This is a genomic window from Natrinema marinum, assembly GCF_024296685.1.
Taxonomy (GTDB): Archaea; Halobacteriota; Halobacteria; order Halobacteriales; family Natrialbaceae; genus Natrinema; species Natrinema marinum.
Genome location: NZ_CP100763.1, coordinates 1,907,238 through 1,927,063, shown reverse-complemented (window position 1 = coordinate 1,927,063; position 19,826 = coordinate 1,907,238). Strand labels below are relative to the sequence as shown.

At 66.6% G+C, this 19,826-nt stretch carries 24 protein-coding genes; 15 read left to right on the top strand and 9 right to left on the bottom strand.

Annotation, left to right across the window (positions count from 1 at the left end):
- Positions 1-248 precede the first annotated feature (248 nt).
- From NKH51_RS09535 to NKH51_RS09525, 3 genes are all read left to right on the top strand, one after another.
- Positions 249-956 carry a CTP-dependent riboflavin kinase gene (locus NKH51_RS09535; protein WP_254761460.1) on the top strand — a complete coding sequence of 236 codons (708 nt, stop codon included), beginning with the start codon at positions 249-251 and terminating at the stop codon, positions 954-956.
- Complete coding sequence (gene ribB / locus NKH51_RS09530) at positions 953-1,660, top strand: 3,4-dihydroxy-2-butanone-4-phosphate synthase (protein WP_254761459.1); 708 nt, start codon at positions 953-955, stop codon at positions 1,658-1,660. The genes NKH51_RS09535 and ribB overlap by 4 nt, the downstream gene beginning before the upstream one ends.
- Before the next feature lie 134 nt (positions 1,661-1,794).
- A complete protein-coding gene (locus NKH51_RS09525; RefSeq protein WP_254761458.1) occupies positions 1,795-2,730 on the top strand; it encodes a branched-chain amino acid transaminase in 936 nt (311 codons plus the stop codon).
- A 363-nt stretch (positions 2,731-3,093) separates the two neighbouring features.
- Here NKH51_RS09525 and NKH51_RS09520 read toward each other — a convergent pair whose 3' ends face one another.
- On the bottom strand, positions 3,094-3,810 hold the full coding sequence (locus NKH51_RS09520; protein WP_254761457.1) for a DUF502 domain-containing protein: 717 nt from the start codon (positions 3,808-3,810) through the stop codon (positions 3,094-3,096).
- A 203-nt stretch (positions 3,811-4,013) separates the two neighbouring features.
- On the opposite strand from NKH51_RS09520, the gene NKH51_RS09515 reads away from it, so the two are divergent.
- On the top strand, positions 4,014-5,390 hold the full coding sequence (locus NKH51_RS09515) for an MFS transporter (protein ID WP_254761456.1): 1,377 nt from the start codon (positions 4,014-4,016) through the stop codon (positions 5,388-5,390).
- A gap of 25 nt (positions 5,391-5,415) precedes the next feature.
- Here the strand turns inward: NKH51_RS09515 and NKH51_RS09510 are convergent, their stop codons facing one another.
- Positions 5,416-6,942, bottom strand: a complete 1,527-nt coding sequence (locus NKH51_RS09510) for a stage II sporulation protein M (protein ID WP_254761455.1) — start codon at positions 6,940-6,942, stop codon at positions 5,416-5,418.
- A gap of 147 nt (positions 6,943-7,089) precedes the next feature.
- Between NKH51_RS09510 and NKH51_RS09505 the strand changes: the two genes are divergently transcribed.
- Positions 7,090-8,232 (top strand): MBL fold metallo-hydrolase, encoded by a 1,143-nt coding sequence (locus NKH51_RS09505; protein WP_254761454.1) that lies wholly within the window; start codon positions 7,090-7,092, stop codon positions 8,230-8,232.
- A gap of 1 nt (position 8,233) precedes the next feature.
- Here NKH51_RS09505 and NKH51_RS09500 read toward each other — a convergent pair whose 3' ends face one another.
- Positions 8,234-8,557 carry a nuclear transport factor 2 family protein gene (locus tag NKH51_RS09500; RefSeq protein WP_254761453.1) on the bottom strand — a complete coding sequence of 108 codons (324 nt, stop codon included), beginning with the start codon at positions 8,555-8,557 and terminating at the stop codon, positions 8,234-8,236.
- A gap of 145 nt (positions 8,558-8,702) precedes the next feature.
- On the opposite strand from NKH51_RS09500, the gene NKH51_RS09495 reads away from it, so the two are divergent.
- Both NKH51_RS09495 and NKH51_RS09490 read left to right on the top strand, forming a co-directional pair.
- On the top strand, positions 8,703-9,206 hold the full coding sequence (locus NKH51_RS09495; protein ID WP_254761452.1) for a DUF367 family protein: 504 nt from the start codon (positions 8,703-8,705) through the stop codon (positions 9,204-9,206).
- A 98-nt stretch (positions 9,207-9,304) separates the two neighbouring features.
- Positions 9,305-9,454, top strand: a complete 150-nt coding sequence (locus NKH51_RS09490) for a 50S ribosomal protein L40e (protein WP_254761451.1) — start codon at positions 9,305-9,307, stop codon at positions 9,452-9,454.
- 182 nt (positions 9,455-9,636) lie between these two features.
- Here NKH51_RS09490 and NKH51_RS09485 read toward each other — a convergent pair whose 3' ends face one another.
- A complete protein-coding gene (locus NKH51_RS09485) occupies positions 9,637-10,044 on the bottom strand; it encodes a DUF7344 domain-containing protein (RefSeq protein WP_254761450.1) in 408 nt (135 codons plus the stop codon).
- A gap of 172 nt (positions 10,045-10,216) precedes the next feature.
- Positions 10,217-10,885: an MBL fold metallo-hydrolase gene (locus NKH51_RS09480; protein WP_254761449.1), complete on the bottom strand. Its 669-nt coding sequence runs from the start codon at positions 10,883-10,885 to the stop codon at positions 10,217-10,219.
- Between the two features lie 223 nt (positions 10,886-11,108).
- On the opposite strand from NKH51_RS09480, the gene NKH51_RS09475 reads away from it, so the two are divergent.
- The 6 genes from NKH51_RS09475 to hisH all read left to right on the top strand — a co-directional run bounded on the left by NKH51_RS09475 (position 11,109) and on the right by hisH (position 14,448).
- Positions 11,109-11,288 (top strand): DUF5786 family protein, encoded by a 180-nt coding sequence (locus tag NKH51_RS09475; protein WP_254761448.1) that lies wholly within the window; start codon positions 11,109-11,111, stop codon positions 11,286-11,288.
- Positions 11,288-11,863, top strand: a complete 576-nt coding sequence (locus tag NKH51_RS09470; RefSeq protein ID WP_254761447.1) for an endonuclease dU — start codon at positions 11,288-11,290, stop codon at positions 11,861-11,863. Before NKH51_RS09475 ends, NKH51_RS09470 begins: the two co-directional genes overlap by 1 nt.
- Before the next feature lie 144 nt (positions 11,864-12,007).
- Positions 12,008-12,364 (top strand): GerW family sporulation protein, encoded by a 357-nt coding sequence (locus NKH51_RS09465; protein ID WP_254761446.1) that lies wholly within the window; start codon positions 12,008-12,010, stop codon positions 12,362-12,364.
- Between the two features lie 174 nt (positions 12,365-12,538).
- Complete coding sequence (locus NKH51_RS09460; RefSeq protein ID WP_254761445.1) at positions 12,539-13,135, top strand: uracil-DNA glycosylase; 597 nt, start codon at positions 12,539-12,541, stop codon at positions 13,133-13,135.
- A 129-nt stretch (positions 13,136-13,264) separates the two neighbouring features.
- A complete protein-coding gene (locus NKH51_RS09455) occupies positions 13,265-13,732 on the top strand; it encodes a hypothetical protein (RefSeq protein WP_254761444.1) in 468 nt (155 codons plus the stop codon).
- A gap of 53 nt (positions 13,733-13,785) precedes the next feature.
- Positions 13,786-14,448, top strand: coding sequence for an imidazole glycerol phosphate synthase subunit HisH (gene hisH / locus NKH51_RS09450; protein WP_254761443.1), 663 nt, complete (start codon positions 13,786-13,788; stop codon positions 14,446-14,448).
- A 426-nt stretch (positions 14,449-14,874) separates the two neighbouring features.
- Here hisH and NKH51_RS09445 read toward each other — a convergent pair whose 3' ends face one another.
- A complete protein-coding gene (locus NKH51_RS09445; RefSeq protein WP_254761442.1) occupies positions 14,875-15,231 on the bottom strand; it encodes a hypothetical protein in 357 nt (118 codons plus the stop codon).
- Between the two features lie 124 nt (positions 15,232-15,355).
- On the opposite strand from NKH51_RS09445, the gene NKH51_RS09440 reads away from it, so the two are divergent.
- Entirely contained in the window at positions 15,356-16,477 is a 1,122-nt protein-coding gene (locus NKH51_RS09440; protein ID WP_254761441.1) for a tRNA (guanine(26)-N(2))-dimethyltransferase, read from the top strand.
- A gap of 25 nt (positions 16,478-16,502) precedes the next feature.
- On the opposite strand, the gene NKH51_RS09435 is transcribed toward NKH51_RS09440, so the two are convergent.
- Complete coding sequence (locus tag NKH51_RS09435; protein WP_254761440.1) at positions 16,503-16,703, bottom strand: hypothetical protein; 201 nt, start codon at positions 16,701-16,703, stop codon at positions 16,503-16,505.
- Between the two features lie 244 nt (positions 16,704-16,947).
- Here NKH51_RS09435 and NKH51_RS09430 point away from each other — a divergent pair, with 244 nt between their 5' ends.
- A complete protein-coding gene (locus NKH51_RS09430; protein ID WP_254761439.1) occupies positions 16,948-18,246 on the top strand; it encodes a YihY/virulence factor BrkB family protein in 1,299 nt (432 codons plus the stop codon).
- A 33-nt stretch (positions 18,247-18,279) separates the two neighbouring features.
- Here NKH51_RS09430 and NKH51_RS09425 read toward each other — a convergent pair whose 3' ends face one another.
- Positions 18,280-19,092 (bottom strand): alpha/beta fold hydrolase, encoded by an 813-nt coding sequence (locus NKH51_RS09425; protein WP_254761438.1) that lies wholly within the window; start codon positions 19,090-19,092, stop codon positions 18,280-18,282.
- Between the two features lie 85 nt (positions 19,093-19,177).
- The gene (locus NKH51_RS09420; protein ID WP_254761437.1) at positions 19,178-19,783 is read right to left on the bottom strand and encodes a hypothetical protein; all 606 of its coding nucleotides are present in this window, start codon (positions 19,781-19,783) and stop codon (positions 19,178-19,180) included.
- Between the last annotated feature and the right edge of the window lie 43 nt (positions 19,784-19,826).

Below are 19,826 nucleotides of genomic sequence, written 5' to 3'. Positions count from 1 at the left end.
CGATAGCTGGATTCCCATCTCCGTCGACAACGTTCGATTCCACTCCCGTTCCCGACGACCCATTCCGGACGAAACTGAGCGTCGCCGCCCGATCTTCGCTGGCCGGTAGTGCCTCTCACTGACCGGTGGCTTTTTCCACCCACCTCTGAATACCAACGTACGCGATAAACGCTGGGAAACACCATCACAGTTCCGTGATGCGTGCCACATTCGGTATGCTTTTACGCGACTAGGGGTTACCGTCTCGTATGTCAGTGATAGCCGAGTCTGCCGTCGGGCACGACGAACTCGCCGTGCTCAAACTCCTCGCGCTCGAGGGGGGACTCGAGGGCGACGTCAAAATCTCCTGTTCTCACCTCGCCGACCGTCTCGACGCGTCGAACCAGACCGCCTCGCGCCGGCTCCAGCGTCTCGAGAGTGCCGATCTGCTCGAGCGCGACACCGTCAGCGACGGGCAGTGGGTCGCGATCACGGAAACGGGCGAGCGCACGCTTCACGCCGAGTACGAGGACTACCGGCGCATCTTCGAGACGGACGCGACGATCGAACTCGAGGGCACCGTCACCAGCGGGATGGGTGAGGGCCGCCACTACATCTCGCTGTCGGGCTACCAGCGCCAGTTCGAGGAGCGGCTGGGCTACGAGCCGTTCCCCGGCACGCTGAACGTCGACCTCCGCGAGGACAGCGTCCGCCGGCGCAGCGCCATGGCCTCGCTCGAGCCGGTCCCCATCGACGGTTGGGAGTCCGACGAGCGGACCTACGGCCCCGCGGTCTGCTACGCCGCGACGATCGAGACCGCCGACGGCGAGGTCTACGAGGACGCCCACACCATCGCCCCCGAACGCACTCACCACGACGACGACCAACTCGAGGTCATCGCCCCCGACAAACTCCGCGAGGAACTCGATCTCGAGGACGGCGATCACGTCACCGTCTCCGTGGGTGATCGCGAATGACGGGCCACCACGCCGGACCGCAGTCGAACGCCGGCTCGAACTCGAGTCCGAGCGCCTCGGCGAACGCGTTCGACCGCGCGCTCGAGTCGCTCCGTGCGGGCGAGCCGATCCTCGTCCACGACGCGGCCGACCGCGAGGGCGAGACGGACCTGATCTACCACGCCGACGCCGTCACGCCCGAGGCCGTCGCCCGACTGCGCAACGACGCGGGCGGGCTGATCTGCGTCGCGCTCGGCCACGACATCGCGGAGGCGTTCGACCTCCCCTTCTACTCGGATGTCGTCGACCACCCCGCGACGGCCGATCACGAACTCGGCTACGACGACCGGTCGTCGTTCTCGCTGACGGTCAACCACCGCGACACCTACACCGGGATCACCGACGAGGACCGCTCGACGACCATCCGGGCGCTCGGCGAGGCCGCCGCCGCCCCCGACGAGACCGACTTCGCCGAGGCGTTCCGGGTCCCCGGCCACGTCCACCTCCTCAAGGCCGCGCCCGACCTGCTCGCCCAGCGTGAGGGCCACACCGAACTCGGGCTGGCGCTCGCCGACGCCGCCGACCTCACGCCCGCCGTCGTCGTCTGCGAGATGCTCGACGACCAGACCGGCGAGGCGCTGACTCCCGCTGACGCCCGCGCCTACGCCGACCGGCACGGCTTCGCGTATCTCGAGGGGCGGGACGTGCTCGAGCGTCTCCGATAAGGATTCTATCGCAGACTCTACGCCTCGACTGCCGGGACTTCGTCGCTTGCATTTCGTCCGCACGTAGTGACCAGACGCATCGATTCGGGCGGAACCGCGAATACTTAGTACGGGGACTTGCAACACACTCGACAATGGGATTCGACGAGATGGACGTCGACACGATCTGGATGGACGGCGAGTTCGTCGACTGGGACGATGCGCAAGTCCACGTTCTCACGCACGGCCTCCACTACGGCAGCGGCGTCTTCGAGGGCGCGCGCTGTTACGACACCGAAAACGGACCTGCGCTCTTCCGCTGGGAGGAGCACTTAGAGCGCCTGTTTCAGTCCGCGAAGCCCTACGAGATGGACATCGAGTACACGAAAGCGGAGCTCACCGAGGCGACGACAGAGCTCATCCGCCGACAGGAACTGCCCTCCTGTTACGTGCGGCCGATCGCGTTCTACGGCTACAACTCGCTGGGCGTGAGCCCGAAAGACTGCCCGACCCGCACCGCCGTCGCCGTCTGGCCGTGGGGGGCCTACCTCGGCGAGGAAGCCCTCGAGAACGGTATCGACGTGATGATCTCCTCGTGGCGAAAACACGCCTCGAGTCAGATTCCGACTAACGCCAAGACCACGGGCCTGTACGTCAACAGCATGCTCGCGGGCGAGGAAGCTCGCCGGAACGGCTACGCCGAAGCGATCGTCCTCAACAAGGAGGGCAACGTCGCGGAAGGCCCCGGCGAGAACATCTTCCTTGTGCGCGACGGCGAACTTTATACGCCCGGGCTCTCGGAGTCGATCCTCGACGGTATCACTCGCGACTCCGTCATCCAGATCGCGGAGGAGCTGGGCTACACCGTCCACGACAACGTCTCTATCTCGCGGGGCGAACTCAACACGGCCGACGAACTGTTTTTCACCGGTTCTGCGGCCGAGGTCACGCCCATCCGAAAGGTCGACAACGTCGTCATCGGCGACGGCTCCCGCGGCCCCGTCACCGAGGAGATCCAGCAGCAGTTCTTCGATATCGTCGAGCAAGCCCCCGCGGAGTACGACGAGTGGTTCGAGTACGTCGACGTCTGAGGGCGACTGCTCGGTAGGGAACGATCCAGTCGATCGAGATAACGACCGAACGCCGACGCGAGTCGCCTGTCTTCTCCCGTGATTTTCGTGGCCGGGAGCGCGCCTCGAGCGCTGCGAGAGGCGCGCGACTCGGGGGAGGGCAGGTAGCTCACCGAATACTGCCGTGAGCGAGGCCGTAGGCCGAGCGGGCGGGCCGACGACCGATGTGGAGGGCGCTGTGCGCCCGGAACGGAGGGAGGAGGCTTTTGATCGACCGTTTGCCGAGGGACACCGCGCTGTGCGGCAGACCGTGGTTCGAAACGCCTCTGGCGTTTCGTCATCACGAGAGAGCGGAGCTCTCTCGAACGACAGCGTAAAAGGTCGTTAGTCGTCGTTGACCCGCTCGACTTGATCGGGGCGGTCGTCGCGGTCGGTTCGCGCCTCGTCGACGACGTCGATCGAGATCCCGGCGTCCATGCCGCGTTTGTTGGCGTCGCCGAAGCCGGCGCTCAGGACGCGAGTCAGCGCGTCCTCGACGTCCTCCTCGAGTTCGGTGATCTCGTCGGGTTCGACTTCGACGACGTAGCCGGTCGTGATGTTCGGCGAGGTCGGCAAGAAGAGCACCTCGCGGCCGTCGCTGGTCACTTTGCCGGTCTTGAAGGCGGTCATTCGAAGTCCCTCCCAGGTTTCGATCTTGACGGGCTTCTGTAACGATTCCTGCTCGCCGAAGGCGGTCTCTGCGGCCATCTTCGAGGCGTTGTAGACGACGCGGATCACCGGGACGCGGTTGGCGATGTTGTCGACGAGCCGTTCGGCGAGGCTGCCGACGGTGGTTCGCATGAGGTAGCCGACGGAGAAGGTGAGAATGATGAAGACGGTCAGCGCGACGATCACGCGGAGGAACTGCGCGAGTTGCTCTCGGGTCTGGACGGCCTGCGCGCTCGTGCCCGGGATGAGCGGCTTGAGCGCCGTCGATTCGAGAATGAGACCGGGTGTCAGCCCGGAGACGAGTCCGTAGAGCCAGTAGATCGCGTAGAGCGTGATGAGGATGGGGCCGAGAACGATGAGCCCGCTCGCGAAATCCCGCTTCCACGAAGCCATGTCCGTCACCTCACACTACTGGCTAATGAGCGCTTCCCTTTAGCGCATCCGTCGGCGGGCCGGCTGGCGATAGCTGTGGTTCTCGGTCCCGATACCCACGGCAGCGAACGCGGACGCGGGCCGGTGCTCGATCGCCTGCCGGACGCGGGGTGGCGCCGACCCGCGGACCAAATTTCAAGCCGATTCGGCGAGCACCAACAGGTATGAGCCTCGAGCAGGAGCCGACGGACGGGAAGGCCGATCCGCTGGACGCCTTTCGGCAGTTCTTCGCGCTCGAGCGTGACGTGCTCGTCCTCTCGGCGGCGATGTTCGCGTTCAGTCTGGGCTTCCAGATGACCAGTCGGTACATGGCGGAGTACATGTCGGCGCTGGGCGCGTCGGTGTTCGTCATCGGCCTGTTCGGGACGGTCAGTAACGTCGTCAGCGCCGTCTACCCCTATCCCGGCGGTGCGATCTCCGACTGGCTCGGCTCGCGGTACGCGCTGACGGCCTTCGGGCTCTGTTCGACGCTCGGGTTCGGCGTCTGGCTCGCCGCTCCCCTTCTTGCGGGCGTTTCGGTCGGCTCGGTGTCGCTATCGATCGTCGCGATCTTCGTTGGCCTGTTGCTCGCCCAGGCTTGGAAATCGTTCGGGCTCGGGGCGACGTTCGCCATCGTCAAACAGTCGGTCTCCCCCTCGCATCTGGCCGCCGGCTTCGCGAGCACCGAGACGTTCCGCCGCACCGCCTTCCTGGTCGGGCCGCTGTTCGCCGCCGCGTTGTTCTATCCCTTCGGCTCGAGTGGCGGCGAGATCGTCACCGCCTTCCAGCTGATCTTGCTCGTCGCCGCCATCTTCGGGGTTCTCGGGACGGTTGCCCAGCACGTCCTCTACCGGGCCGACGAGGACGACATCGGGAAGGCGTTCGAGGGCGTCTCCCAGTTGATCGCCGATCTTCGGGCGATGCCGGACGAACTCCGGCCCCTGCTGGTGGGCGATACCCTCGTTCGGTTCGCGAACGGCATGGTCTACGTCTTCTTCGTGATCGTCGTCACGCGGTTTCTCGAGGTCGGGCTCTCGCTGTCGCTGCCGGCGATCGGCACCGTCGTCCTCTCGCCGCAGTCGTACTTCGGGATCCTGCTGGGGATCGAGATGCTGGTCGCGCTGCTGACGATGGTGCCGGTCGCCAAGGCCGCCGAGCGCATCGGGCTCAAACCGGTCGTGGCCCTCGGGTTCGCGGTGTACGCGATCTTCCCGATCCTGTTGATCAACGCGCCCGCCGATCCGGCCGCCCTCGCGGTCCTCTTTGCCTTCTCCGGCCTGCGGTTCGCGGGGTTGCCCGCTCACAAAGCGCTGATCGTCGGCCCGGCCGAGCGCGGCGCCGGCGGCCGCGTCACCGGCGCGTACTACCTCCTGCGGAACGTGATCGTCATCCCGAGCGCCGCGATCGGCGGACTGCTCTGGGGCGGCTTCTCGGTTCCGGTGATCGACACGCGGGAGTTCGCGGGCGATCCGACGCTCGCGTTCGGCATCGCGACGGCGATCGGGCTGTGCGGCACGGCCTACTTCCTGCTGTTCGGCGAGGAGTTCGAGGCCTATCGGTAGCGAGACGGTAGAAACGGCGCTTGCGCTACAGGAACAGCCGGTAGTAGTACGGGCTGACGAATCCCTCGATGAACGCCGCGACCGCAAGCACGATGCCGATGCCGACGAGCACCCAGAAGGCGCGCTCGAGCGCGTCGGCGAGGTCTGCCCGGGTCGCGCGGCCGCGCCACGTCCGCCAGGCGGTGGCACCCACGGAGACGCCGAGCGCGCTGGCGACGAGGATGGCCGGAATCTCGAAGATGCCGTGGGGGACGACGAAGGCGGCCAGTTCGAGCGGATCGACCTCGAGGCGGGCGTAAATCCCGAGGAAAACGCCGTTGAACAGCAAGGAGACGATCGCCGGGATCGCGAACGCCAGCCCGGCGTAGGCCGTCGTGAGCGCGACGAGCCAGTTGTTGCCGAACAGTTCCGCCGCCATCGCCGGCGGTAGCCACCCGTCGAGACGGGCCGTGATCGACGCCTGAAACGTGCCGGCGAAGGGGTCGGCGGCCACCCAGCCCGCGCCGAAGCCGACGAGCGCGAGGACGACGACGAGCGCGTGGAGTCCCGGCGTCGACCGGACGAACGACAGCATGTCGTTCCAGCCGCGTCGGAGGCCGTCGCGCAGCTGCTCGCGGAGCGATCGCTCCGGCGGGGTCGGCGGCGCGAGTCGCTCGCGGTAGCCGCAGTAGACGGCCGTCTTCAGCAGATCGAGCGCCGGGAACACGACCAGCGCGGAGAGCAGCGAGCCGACGGTGACGACGTCGACGAGCGAGAGCAGTCCGGTGACCGTCGAGAGGGCGACGACTGCCACGAGCGCGACGAGGTAGTAAAACACTGCGCCGCCCGGCTGTGCGCGGATGAACCCGAGCGTGTTCCGCAGGGAGCCGAAGACGCCGGCATCGTCGACGACGACCGCGACCGGCGCGAACGCGAACACGGCTCGGATCGCGAGGAGGACCACGACCGTGACGAGCCCCGCCAGCAGGACGACGGGGAGCGTCGCCGCGACGGAGCCGCTGGCGACCGAGGCGGCCCCAGCGGCCAGCGCCGTGACGATACCGACGCCGGTGAGCACCACGGCCCAGCAGACGAACTCGAGGACGAACAGGCCGAGAAACCGGAGCCAGTAGCGGCGCGCCCCGTCGAGCCCGGCGAGGAGTCCGCGGTTGTCCTGCAGCCGGCTGTAACAGGTCGAAAGCTGTCCCGCGGCGACGACCGCCGTCAGCCCGACGAACAGCAGGAAACTGAGGACGGCGGCCACCGCCGCCAGCGCGACGAGCGGCGGCGCGAGGAGTTGGTCGACGATCGGCTCGAGTCCGTTGGCCCACGCCTCGAACGCCTCTGGATCGGCGCTCGGGTCCGGTGGCGATTCCAGCGCGGCGAGGTCACCGCGAATCGACGCGAGTCGACCGGTTGTCGCCAGAAAGGCGTAGGCGATGGCGATCGCGAAGAACGGAACGACGCGGACGATCGCGGGGATCGCGGAGCCCAGCAGGTACATCGGGAGGATATCGCCTGGGCGGCGGCGGAGGACGGTGGCGGCGGCGGCGACGTAATCGGACAGAGCCATACCGCCCCTTCGAACTGGTATCAGTTAAATGAACCCTCTCGGTAAGCGTGAGATAGCACGGACTGATGACATCCGTCGACCGCCTCGCTCGCTGACCCTGCTACTGACACGTCGATGGTTACCTCGCTCGCCCCGCTATAGACGTATATGGTTACCACAATTTCGCCCAGTCGACTCGCCGAACTACAGGACGAGGACGCGGACTACGTTCTCGTCGACACTCGCTCCGAAGACAGCTACGAAGCCTGGCACATCGCCGGCGCGGTCCACTTCCCGTTCGGTCCCGAGGAGGAACTCGACGGTCGCCTTGAGGAGTTAGCGGAGACCGTCGGCGACGCCGACCGCGTGATCACCGTCTGCGCGAAGGGAATCTCTTCGAGCAACCTGGCGACGCGCCTCGAGTCGGCGACCGACGAGTTCGACGTGGCGGCGGTCGACGGCGGGATGAAAGGGTGGAGCGGCGTCTACGACCGCGCGGAGATCGACGCTGGCGAGGGCCTGACGGTCGTCCAGATCCAGCGGCGCGCGAAGGGCTGTCTCGGCTACGTCGTCGGCTGCGCCGAGACGGGCAAGGCCGTCGTCGTCGACCCGACCGCGGACACCGACGAGTACGAGGTCGCCGCCGAAGAGCGCGGGCTCTCGATCACCGGCGTGATCGACACGCACGTGCACGCCGATCACATCTCCGGCGGCCGCCAGTTGGCCGACGACCTCGGCGTCCCCTACTATCTCGGCGAGCGGGCGAGCGAGCGCGACGTGGAGCGTGAGTACACGCCGCTCGAGCGAAACGAGGTCCTCGCGGTCGGCGAGCGCGAGGTGAAAGCGGTGTTCGCGCCGGGGCACACGAGCGAGATGATCTCTCTGCTGGTGGACGACCGGGCGCTGCTGACCGCCGACACGCTGCACGTCGACTCGACGGGCCGGACGGAACTGGAGTTCAGCGAGGACGAGGGAGAACGGGGGGCGAAACTGCTCTACGAGACGCTCCACCGGACGATCCTGGCCGAGCCCGAAGGCATCGTCGTCCTCCCGGGGCACGTAACGGTCACCGCGGACGGCGAGTTCGAACACGGCGCGCCCGGCGAACCGATCCGGACGACGATCCGCCACGCGCGGACGGGGATCGACCTGCTCAGCCTTGAGAGAGACGCGTTCGTCGAGCGGATGGCCGACGCCGGCGAGAAGCCGTCGAACTACGAGGAGATCATCGAGTACAACCGCGGCGTTGCGGAGGTTCCACCGGAAGAGCGCGTCGAACTCGAGTTAGGACCGAACAACTGCTCGGCCTAAGTTAGCGCGAATAGGTCTCGAGCCGGCCGATCCGTCCGTCCCCGAGTTCGAAGAAGTCCGCGAACTCGAAGAGCGTCGTACCGCCCTCGGTCACGCGGCCCCGGACCGCGACCCGCTCGTCCGCAGTGACGACCGACTCGAGATGGTGGCTGGTGTCCGGGTTCGGCCGCTCGTCGCGCATGAACGCGACGAAGGCGTCGCGGTCCTCGAACGTGCGATCGGGGCGACGCTGGGAGAACGCGGGCGCGAGGACGTCCTCGAGCGCGTCGTAGTCGTGGTCGTCGAGCGCATCGTAGTATCGCCGGACGAGCGCGGCCGAATCCATACGTGGCGTTTCGCGGCGAGCGTCAAAAGCGTGCTACTCTCCTGACTGTCGCGCCGAACGGTCCTGTCCTGCCGCCAGATCCTCGAGCGCTACTCGCCGGCGCCGTTTCACATTCCTTTTCTCTCGGCTCCTCGTACCGGCTCGCGTGGAGTGTCACGTCTACTACGAGGGCGACGACGACCCCGAGAAGTGCACCGCGCGTCGCCTCGAGCGCTTCGACAAGGCGACCCTCTATCGATTGATGGGGCAGGTGCCCTACGGGGTCGTGCTCAACCCCCACGCCGAGCAGGCGCTCTCGCCGGCCGATTGCGAGGAGGGGTTGGGGACGCTGGTCGCCCTCGATTGCTCGTGGGAGTCGGCCGAGGCCGCGTCGTTCCGAATGAACGGCGTCCATCGGGCGCTCCCCTTTCTCGTCGCCGCGAACCCGGTCAACTACGGCCGGCCGTTCCGGCTGACCACCGTCGAGGCGCTGGCCGGCGCGGCCTGTATCTTCGGTGAGCGGGAACTGGCCGAAGACATCCTCGAGCCGTTCCGCTGGGGCGAGACCTTCCTGACGCTCAACGAGGAGCCACTACGTCGGTACAACGAGTGTGCGGACTCGAGCGAGGTCGTCGCGGTGCAGGACGACTACCTGGCCGACGAGGAGTGACGGCTCGGGTCGTCTTAGGTGGCCGAATCGGCGGAAGCGCCTACGCCGGCCGGTACGGCAATCACAGCGGTTAAATGCACCACGGCTAAAGGACGGGTATGGCCAGTTTCGACGCCGCAGAGAAACGGACGCTCGAGAAGATGATCTGCATGCGCTGTAACGCGCGCAACTCCAAGCGATCGAACCGCTGTCGCAAGTGCGGCTACGAGAAGCTTCGTCCCAAGGCGAAAGAGCCCCGCGCCGCATAACGACGCTCCGTTCTCGGCCGCTTTCTCGCGCTCGGAGTCGCATCGCCCGTTCGGTCTCCCGTTCTCTCGAGTCGCCGTCCGTTCTCGCCACGAGACCGGTCTGCGTCTCGGTGAGTTCGACGGCGCCGGTCGCCACTGTATCGCTCTGTCTTATCCGTCGCCCCTCGTCGGTTCGGCGGCGGTCATTCGAACTCCATCGGGGTCGACTCGAGGTCCGAGCAGACGTCGAGAACAGTCGTCAGGGATGTCGACGGCCGTCTGTATCGGATGGTCTCGCTTCGAGGATCGTAGTCGATACAGCCCGCTTCCTGCAACTTCGGGAGTACGGCGTGGACCAGCTCAACCTTCGTTCGGGAGAGCTGATCGGTACTCGGCGACTCCGAGATCGTATCGGTGCTTTCTGTGAGCCGCTTCGCCAGTTCGTCGACGCTCGCGGTCTCGGACTCCCGGAGATAGTAGAGCGCGTGCCGTCGTCGGCGACTCGAGACGAGAGCTAACAGCGTATCCAGTCCCTTACCTCCACCATCGGTCCGTACGGCGTCACCGCCGGGCAGTCCCTCTACAGCGATATTCTCCCCCTCCACGTTCATACTCTCTGGCAGTCGTTCCAGCGAGTTATTCTTTATCCCCAATTGACACGTATTATTCGGAGTGCGTCTCGCAAATCCCGAGTGCCAAAATACTATATTTAGCCAGCTCCCGGAGAGAAAGCCACCACACGGATTCGTAGCGAGAAGAGGACGACCGGGGTCGAACGGATCCCTACTCGTCGGGGTACTTCGGCTCCCGCTTCTCGGCCCGCTCGAGCGCCGTCTCGACCACATCGCGGACATCGCCGTGGAAGACGCCGCCGTGGCCGGCGTACATATGCTCGACGCCGGCAGACTCGCTCTGCTCGTCTCCCGAGGCCGCGCTCGCGTCGCTCGCGCGACCGCCGTCGGGCATACGCTCGAGCAGGTCCCGGATGCTCTCGATGAGTCGCTCCCGGGACTGGCCGGCCATGTCGGTGCGGCCGAAGCTACCGTAGTCGAAGGCCCCGTCGTCGTGGACGACCACGTCGCCGGAGAACAGCGACGACTCGGAAACCAGCGAGACGTGGTCGTCTGCGTGGCCCGGCGTGAAGACCACGTCGAACGTCTCGTCGCCGATCTCGACGCTGTCGCCGTCGTCGATCTCGTGGGTGCGCGCCGGATGATCGGCGTAGGCGTACACGTCCGGATCGAACGCCTCGACGACGGCCTCGAGCTGGGCGACGTGGTCGCCGTGCTGGTGAGTCAGGACGACCGCCTCGAGATCGTCGGTGTGTGCGCGAATCTCGTCGACGACGCCGTCCATCGCGCCGGCGTCGACCAGCGTCGTTCGGTCGCCGACGGCGAGGTAGGCGTTGCAGGTGAACGTCTCCGCGTCCTCGGTGACGTGGTGGACTTCCATACCCGGACAGTTGCGGGCCGATGACAAAAACGATGGCACCGAGCCGGCCGAACGCAGTTCCGGCCGCGCTGGCGCAACGAGCGCGCGCTATATGGCGGATATGTTACAGAACGTGGCTATATCGTCGACGACGCGGATTTTCTCGGGAGTGTGACTCAACTATAAACCCTAATAAACGGGTAACCATGGAACTTTTCAATCGGTATCCCGTAGGTAACAGTGTATGGGATTCGGGAGCTACGACGAATCCGAACAGCAGGAAGTGGACGCTGATTTTGACGACGATGACGCAGTAAAATCGGGAGAGAACAGCCACGACGGGAGTATCGAGTTCGAAAACGGCGCGTCTAGCGACGAACTCCTCGATCGGCTCAAGGAGATCAAAGACGAAGACGACGCCTGATGAAAGCCGGGGTGCGGGCGCTGGGCATCGCGGAATCGTACCGCGAAGACCGCGACGACGGTCGGAACCGAAGCACGCTGGCAGGTGCCGTCGTCCGCGCCGACCGCGTCTGTGACGGGCTCACCTGCGAGGGCTGCACCGTCGGCGGCACCGATGCCACCGACGCCGTCGTCGCCCTGCTCGAGGACCTCGGCCGGCCGGACGTCCGGTATGTCATGCTCGGCGCTGTCGCCCCCGCGTGGTACAACCTTCTGGATCTTTCGCGCGTTCACGAGGTCGCCGACCGACCGGTCCTCGCCGTCACGTTCGAGGCGAGCGACGGGCTCGCGGCCGGCCTCCGGGACGCGTTTTCGGGCGCCGAACTCGAAGACCGACTCGAGACCTATCGGTCGCTCCCGGACCGCCGCGAACTGACGGTCGACGACGAGACGGTCTACGTCAGGTGTCTCGGTCTCGAGCCCGCCGACGCTGACGAGATCGTCCGCGCGTTCACGCCCGAAGGCGGCCGCCCGGAGCCGATTCGGGTGGCGAAGCTGGCGGCTCGAGCGGCCGATTCGTACGCTCGGTCCGTCTAGAACTTCTATACCCAGCGCGATAGCTATTGGATAGTGCTGAATACAGCGCGCGTATCGGTCACGGCAGTGTCTTCCAGTCGAGAACACCCTGACGATTGGGGGTCCTATGTGGCTGGCCGTCGAAGTGTCAGTGGAGGGCACCTCATGAACGTAATCGACCGGCTCACGACCGTCCTCGAACCGCTCCACGGCTCGGCATCCGTCAAGTCAGTGTACGGCGATCCAATCGAAACCGATGGCCGAACCATCATTCCCGTGGCGAAGGTCGCATACGGGTTTGGCGCCGGATACGGGTCGAGTCCCGTGAACTCACCTGACGACCAGTCCACGCAAGACAACGAGGGTGGCGGCATCGGAGGCGGTGTTTCGGCAAAACCCGTCGGCGTGGTCGAAGTAACTGAAAATGAGACGAGATTCGTTCGACCGACTTCTACTCGCCGTCGCATCACTGTACTTCTCGTCTGTTTTCTCACAGGGTATCTGCTTGGTCGTCGGAAGTAACGCTCTCGCGTGTCGGGTTCGACCTACTGCACTCACCCTCTGTCTTCAGCACGGCATTTGCAGCAACTGCTGAGGGTTTCGACAGACTCCTCGAGACGGATATCGAAGCGACGTTCGGACGGCGGACGACAGCCAAAGGGAAAACCATAGTAGCCAGCCGTTCGAGCCGTGGCTATGGGTGAAATGACGGATCTCTGCGTCACCGAGTGTACACGCTGTCCGGCGCTGGTCGACTCCCGCAGTCGGATCGTCAACGGCACCGGCCCCGAGGACGCCGACCTGCTGTTCGTCGGCGAGGGCCCCGGCGCCAACGAGGACGAGCAGGGCGAACCGTTCGTCGGGCGCAGCGGCTCCGTCCTGGACGACGGCCTTCGAGACGTCGGACTCGCGCGCAAGGACGTCCGAATCACCAACTGCGTCCGCTGTCGGCCGCCCGAGAACCGCGATCCCACCGAAGAGGAGCTCGGGAACTGCCGGGGCTACCTCGAGCGAGAGATCGACGCGCTCGACCCCGAGGTGATCGTCACGCTGGGCAAGGTACCCAGCGAGCACCTCCTGGGGCGTTCCGTCGCAGTCACGAAGGAGGCCGGCGATCTCGAGGAGGTCCGCATCGAGGACGCGCCGCGGCGTGTGCTGCTCTGTGTCCACCCGGCGGCGACGCTGTACGACCGCAGCCAGCGGGAGACGTTCGAGGCCGCGTTACAGCGGGCGGCCGATCTCGCGGGCGTTGCCGACAGCGACGGCGGGCAGACGCGCTTTGACGACTTCTGACGGCCGGATAGCGGTCGTCAGTCGCGTTCGATGGCGGCCGGAATCGACGAACACCGCGTGAGTCGGCGTTTTATCTGTCTACAAAATTCAGTGAATATACACGTCTTGCCTGTCGATACAGGGTTACGTATGTCGTCCGCCCCCGATTCCGAACCGCCGGCGGCCGCCGACCCGTCGTGGCGATACGGCGTGTACCTGTTCCCGGTCGGACCGGTTTCGATGCTCAGTTCGTACGCCGGGCTTCGACTCTTCGTCTCGGCGAGCGAGGGCGGCTCGATCGGCGTCGGAATCGCCGCCTTCGTCGTGACCGTCCTCGCCGGCTGGCTGTCGTACCTGTTCGCCGCGATCGTCGCGGTCGCGCTGGTCATGGACGCACGCGCGCTCCGCGACCACCCCGCGTGGAACCCGAACCCGTGGCTCGTCGGCGTCCTCGGCGTCGTCCACCTCGCCGGTGCGGTGCTAGCATATCCGTATCTGCTCTCGACCCCGGCGATCGCGTACTACGTGTACCGGCGGCGACGGCACGTCGGCGACGATAGCGGCGACGGCGGGCGTAGGCCTGCGGAGGCGACGGGCGAACGCTCGACGCTCGAGTAGCCCGCGATTGCGCGAAGGGCAACGCACTTCAACGCGCTGCACCGAGTACCGATATGAGCAGCGTCTCCGCAACACAGGAGCAGTCCCTCGCCTCCGTCGTCGTCGTCGACTACGGACTGGGGAACCTCCGCAGCGTCACCCGCGGCTTGGAGCGGGCAGGTGCCGAAGTCGAGATCACCGACGACCCCGCGGCGTTCGAGACGGCCGACGGCGTCGTCCTGCCCGGTGTCGGCGCGTTTCGCGAGGGCGTCGAGAACGCCGATCCGCTCCGCGAGGACCTCCTCGCGGTCGCCGACCGCGGTCAGCCGCTGTTTGGCATCTGTCTCGGGATGCAGATGCTGCTGACCTCGAGCGAGGAGGGCGAGACCGACGGCGACGCCGCCGTCGAAGGGCTGGATCTGGTTCCGGGAACCAACGTCCGGTTCGCCGAGGGCCAGAAAGTGCCCCACATGGGCTGGAACGAACTCGAGGTACAGCGCGAGCACCCGCTGGTCGACGGTGTGGACGGCAACTACGCCTACTTCGTCCACTCCTACTACGCGGTCCCCGACGACGAGGAGGCGACGGTCGCGACGACCGACTACGAACGCGAGTTCCCCTCGATCGTCGCCAACGAGGCGGGCAACGTCTTCGGCACGCAGTTCCACCCCGAAAAGAGCGGCGAGACGGGGCTGCAGATCCTGCGGAACTTCGTCGAGATCTGCGCGGACGAGTAGAGCCGTCGCGACACGAGCGCTCGAGTGTCGATTCTGCCGTCTCGAGTCAGGTAGTTATTCCGTTGTCCGCTATCGGGCGTTCACTCGGTGAACGGTCTGTTCTACTGGGGTTGCATAGAAAGACGTGTCTGCAGTCATCATGGGTGTGGGTGGAAGTGATACTGGGAGAAAACTTCTATGTCTCCCTCGTGTCCTGCTATCGTGGCGGCAGGGTATGGCCACGCCCTCCCCAGCCGATTCACTCGTTCCTTTCAGTCACTCGCTCATCCCTCGCACAGGGTTGTCGGCCGACCTCACGTTCGTTCGGTCGACCGACAGCGCGCGCCGCGCCACCGCATGCCGTTGATCGGTCCGCAGTGAGCCGTTGCTGTCCCGTATCGAGTACCGCTGTCGAGGGGCCGGTAGGAAGTACTCAGCACACCGCTCTCAGAGCAGTTCACGCACGTCCGAGTACCACATGTCGTGGTAGTCGACGTGGCCGACCCGACGGGCGATGGCGACGGCCAGCGAGTGCCAGCACCGCTCGGTCGGATCGTCGGCGTCGAGATTGTACTCGCTGTCCTTGCAGGTACAGCCGCCGTCCTCGACGATGTACTCGTCGTCGTAGCCGACGACGATCGTGAAATCGCGGTAGGCCTTCACCCGGTTTTCACCGACCGCCTCGATGGCGCGGACCCCGCGGTCGCCGTGGATCCCCGAGATATCGCCGACGATCTCGGGCGTGAGCTCGCCGGCCTCCTCGAGGGCGGCCTGCCATCGCTCGACGGGATTAGCCTCCGACACGACCGGAACTGTGCACCCAACTGTAAAATCGGTTTGGTTGTCGCGCCGAGTGGTCGGCGTCGAAGCGAGTCTCGAGCCGCCTCGAGATCACGACGCTTTTCGACGGGGAGCGTCCAGCGGACGTATGCGCGTCACCGAGGGCGGGGTCGAACTCGAGGTCCCCGGCGAGCAGACCGAGGGGATCGAGGAGGCGGTCTTCTACAACCCGCGACAGGAACTGAACCGGGATCTGACGATCGCGACGCTGCGGGCCTACCGCGAGCGCGAGGACCGCGCGGAATCGTATCTGGACGCGATGACGGCAAGCGGCGTCCGCGGGGTGCGGGCCGCCGCCGACGGTTGGGACGTGACCTGCTGCGATATCGACGAGGAGGCGGTCTCCCTCGCTCGCGAGAACCTCGAGCGAAACGACTGTGGCGATCGAGCGCAGGTCGAGCACCGGAACGTCTCGGCGCTCATGCACGAGCGGCCGTTCGACGTGATCGACCTCGATCCCTACGGGACACCGATGCCCTTCGCCGACGCCGCGTTCGCGAACTGCCGCGATCTCGTCTGCGTCACCGCGACCGATACCGCGCCGTTGTGTGGTGCACACTTCAACAGCGGCGTCCGGTCGTACTCCGCCGTGCCACAGAACACGGATTACCACGCCGAGATGGGCGTGCGGATCCTCGTTTCGGCCCTCGCCCGCAGCGCTGCCCGCTTCGACGTCGGCGTCGAACCGATCCTGACCCACGCGACCAGCCACTACGTCCGGACCTACCTCGAGCTCGAGCACAAGGCCACGTCGGCCGATGCCGCGATCGACGCGTTAGGCCACCTGTACCACTGTGAAGACTGTCTCTACCGCGAGTCGGATCCGGGACTGATCGCCGACCCGCTCGAGACGTGTCCCCACTGCGGCGGGAATCGCATGCTCACCGCCGGGCCGGTCTGGCTCGGCCCCGTGCGAGATTCCGAGTTCGTCGGCGCGGTCCGGGACGAAATCCCGTACACCTTCGGGACCGCGCCGGAAGCGCGAGAGCTGTGCGAGACGCTCGCGGCCGAACTCGACGAGCCGACCCACTACGACCAGCACAAGCTCTGTCGGAACTGGGGGCTGCCCGCGAACGCGATGGACGAGTTCCTGACCGATCTGCGCGAGGCCGGCTACGCGGCCTCGAGAGCCCACTACGGCGGAACGACGTTCAAGACGGACGCGAGCGTGGGCGAGATTCGCGCGGCGACCGAGGACAACCTCGACTGAGCCACCGCTCGCGCCCCGGTGGTCGCTACTCCACGTCGGCGTAGAGCCGGACGAGCCCGCATTCGGGACAGCAGACGCCCCGAAGTTTCGTCGTACTCTCGAAGCCGATCTTCCCCAGTAGTCCCTCGCGCTTGCCGGTCGCGATCGACGGTCGCATCCCTTCGCCATCGCGGACGGTCACCGGTTCCATCGTCACGCCGCAATCGGGACAGCGTCGCTGCTCCATGGGATCACTCCCGTGCGCTGATAGAAAAGAGGAAAGGATCGTGTCGCCACCCCGAGACCGGTCCGACGCGATACGAACGGTCGACGTACCGGACGTAGCGTTCCCGTACGCGGCGTCTATCGGTCGATCCGGAATCGAAATCGGTGCCGACTCGAACGGCCGCGCGCGGCCGCCCGGCCGTAACGAGCCGTTGGGGCGGCGTGCCGTGCGATTACATATTGTGCCGCGTCTCGTAGCCGATACCGTGATCGATCATCGTCGGGGACGCGAGCTGACGACGCGGGCCGTCAGGCTCGCGAAGGACGAACAGCTGACGCTGCTGGCGGCCGGCGTCGCGTTCTACGGCTTCATCTCGATCGTCCCGCTCGCCTTGCTCGCGCTGGGGATCGCCGCGTCGATCGGCGGGGAGGCGCTCGCGACCCGACTGTCGGTCGCGGCCGAGGACATCCTTACGACGCAGGCCCAGGAGTTGCTCGCCGAGACGATCGTCGACCAGACCAACCGCCAGAGCGCGACCGTCGTCGGCATCCTCGGGCTGCTCTGGGCCTCGAGCCGCGTCCTTCGCGGTCTCGATCGAGCGTTCTCCGAGGTATACGGCACTGCGGGGTCGAAATCGCTGCTCGATACGATCTGGGACGCGACGATCGTCTCCCTCGTCATCGCCGGCGGCCTCGTCTTCGTCGGGATCCTCGAGTACGTGATCCAGTTCGTTCCGGGGTCAGGACTGGCGATCGTCGGCCAGCTGTTCGTCGTGGTCGGACTGGTAGTGACGTTCCTGCCGCTGTACGTCATCTTTCCGAACGCGAACGTGGGGGTCCGCGAGGCCGTCCCCGGAACGGTCGTCGCCGCTGTCGGCTGGTTCGTCCTCAGCCGGACGTTCGCCGTCTACACGACCCTCGCAACCGGCTACACGGTCTACGGCGCGCTCGGGGCCGTCTTCCTCGTGCTCGTCTGGCTGTATCTCGGCGCGATCGTCCTCATTTTCGCGGCCGTCCTCAACGCAGTGCTCGCCGACCGTGAAGTGGATCGGCAGCTACAAAGTCCCGGCGGACGACAGGTCTCGACAGAAGCGATGACCGACGACGCCACGGGTGCCGACGAGGGGGCCGCCGAGGACCGCGAGAGCGAGCGCGCCGCGACGAGCCGTGCGAGCGCCCGGACGCACGACCGGGCCGACGATCCGGAAGTCCTGCGCGAGGAGATCGAGCGCCTGCGCGACCGCGTCGACGCCTTCGAGGACGATGTCGAGGACCGCACCGTCAGGAAGGAGTCCCTCGAGGGCGACCTCAAGCGCTACGTCCGACGCCGGATCCGCAGCGGCCACGCCCGCGACTGGGGCCCGTACCTCGTCTTGCTGTACGGCACCGCGATGTCCATCGGGGCCTTCTACTTCCTCGAGGGCGGCTGGGCGATTCTCGCGATGTTCGTCGTCTGGACGTCGACGCTCGGACTCTACGTCCTGATGGTCCTGTTTGGCTTTGGCATCTCCTTGCTCGACGTCCCCGGTCGCCTGCGCGATGCGATCGGCGAACGACGCTCCTGAGGACCGCTCCTGTTGTTCCTGACGGCCCTCTTGTCACCCCTGACGACCCTGTTGTTCCGTCGGGACGGAGCGCCGAACGAACCGCCGGATCCGATCCGTGTACGTATCCGATCGGTCGAGGTTACAGATGTGGCCGGTGTTCGCGAGCACCTCGACGCGGCCGTCCCGCGCCGCGGCGGCGTGGTCCCGCTGGCCTCGGCGCATGAGCCTGTCGCCCTCGCCGTTGAGGACGAGCGTCGACGCGGGGACCGTCGAGAGTTTCGCCCGGAAATCCTCCCCGGCGAGTTCCGGCCCCGCGTCGCCGAACCCCCGCGGGTAGAAGCCGGCGTCGACGATCTCGCGCTCGATAGCCGGCGCGAGATCCCGCGTTCGTACCCAGCGCGTCGCCAACTTCTCGACGGCGCGAGAACCGAGGTCGGGTTTCGTCAGCAGCCGTCCGAGCCCGCCGGCCAGACGCGTCCCGCGGTCCAGTCCCCGCACCGGATTCGCGCTACACCCCGACAGCACCAGTCCGTCGATCGCGTCGGGGTTGCGGTAGGCGTACTCGGTCGCCACGTAGCCGCCCAGCGAGAGGCCGACGAGAACCGCCGAGCCGTCGGTGTGCCTCTCGAGCGCCTCCTCGAGCACGTCGATCGCCGGGGCCATTCGGAACGGCTCGTCGGCACGAGCACCGTGGCCGGGGAGGTCCGGCGCGACGACGCGGAACCGGTCGGAGAGGCCGCGTCGCTGGGGGGCCCACTGCTTCCGCGTGAAGATCGCGCCGTGGACGAAGACGATCGGCTGCGCGTCCGACGGGCCGGCGACGTCGATTCCCTCGCCGCCTCTCTGCTCGTTTCTGGGGGTCATAGCCGTCGGACGTATCACGAGCGGGGTCTTAGTAGGCAGCCCGGAAACGCACCAGAAGAGAACGTCGGCGGGGACGTGGCGCCGGCTATTCGCGGTCGCCGCTCCCGGCGTCGGTGTCGCCGTCCGTCCCGCGAACCGCGTCCGGGTCGACCGCCGCGTCGGTTCGTTCGGCGTCCTCGTCGGGATCGACGGCCGCGTCCGTCCGCTGGCCGCCCTCGTCCGGCCGGGCCGAGAGCCCGGTGTCCCGATCCACGAGTTCCGTCGGATCGATCGCCGCGCCGCGGCCCCGGTCGTCGACGGCGTCCAGATCGTTGGTCGGGTCCCGATCCTCGGCTGCCATCTCCTCGGCCATCTCGGCCTCGTCGAGGCCGCTCATGCCACCGGCCGGCTCCGTCTCTGGATTCCGGTCCGACGACGCGTTGCGCTCGGGTCCGGGCACGTCGTGGACGGGGAGTTCGCCCTCGAGCCGAACCGCGTCGGCGCTGATCTCCCGAATCGACGCACGGTCGAGCGTGACGCGTTGCTCGGCGACGCCGTCCCAGCCGAGCGACGACTTGATCGAGCCCACGGTCGACGGATCGGGTCTGACGTGCGCGATGTCGCCCTCGACCGCGGCGATGACGCCGACCTTCTCGCCGGTACCGTTTTCGACGGGTTTGTCGACGTCGTCGTCCGAAAATGTGGCACACATGCGTTCGGCTATCCCGGCTCGAGGCAAGCCGGTAGTGCCTGCA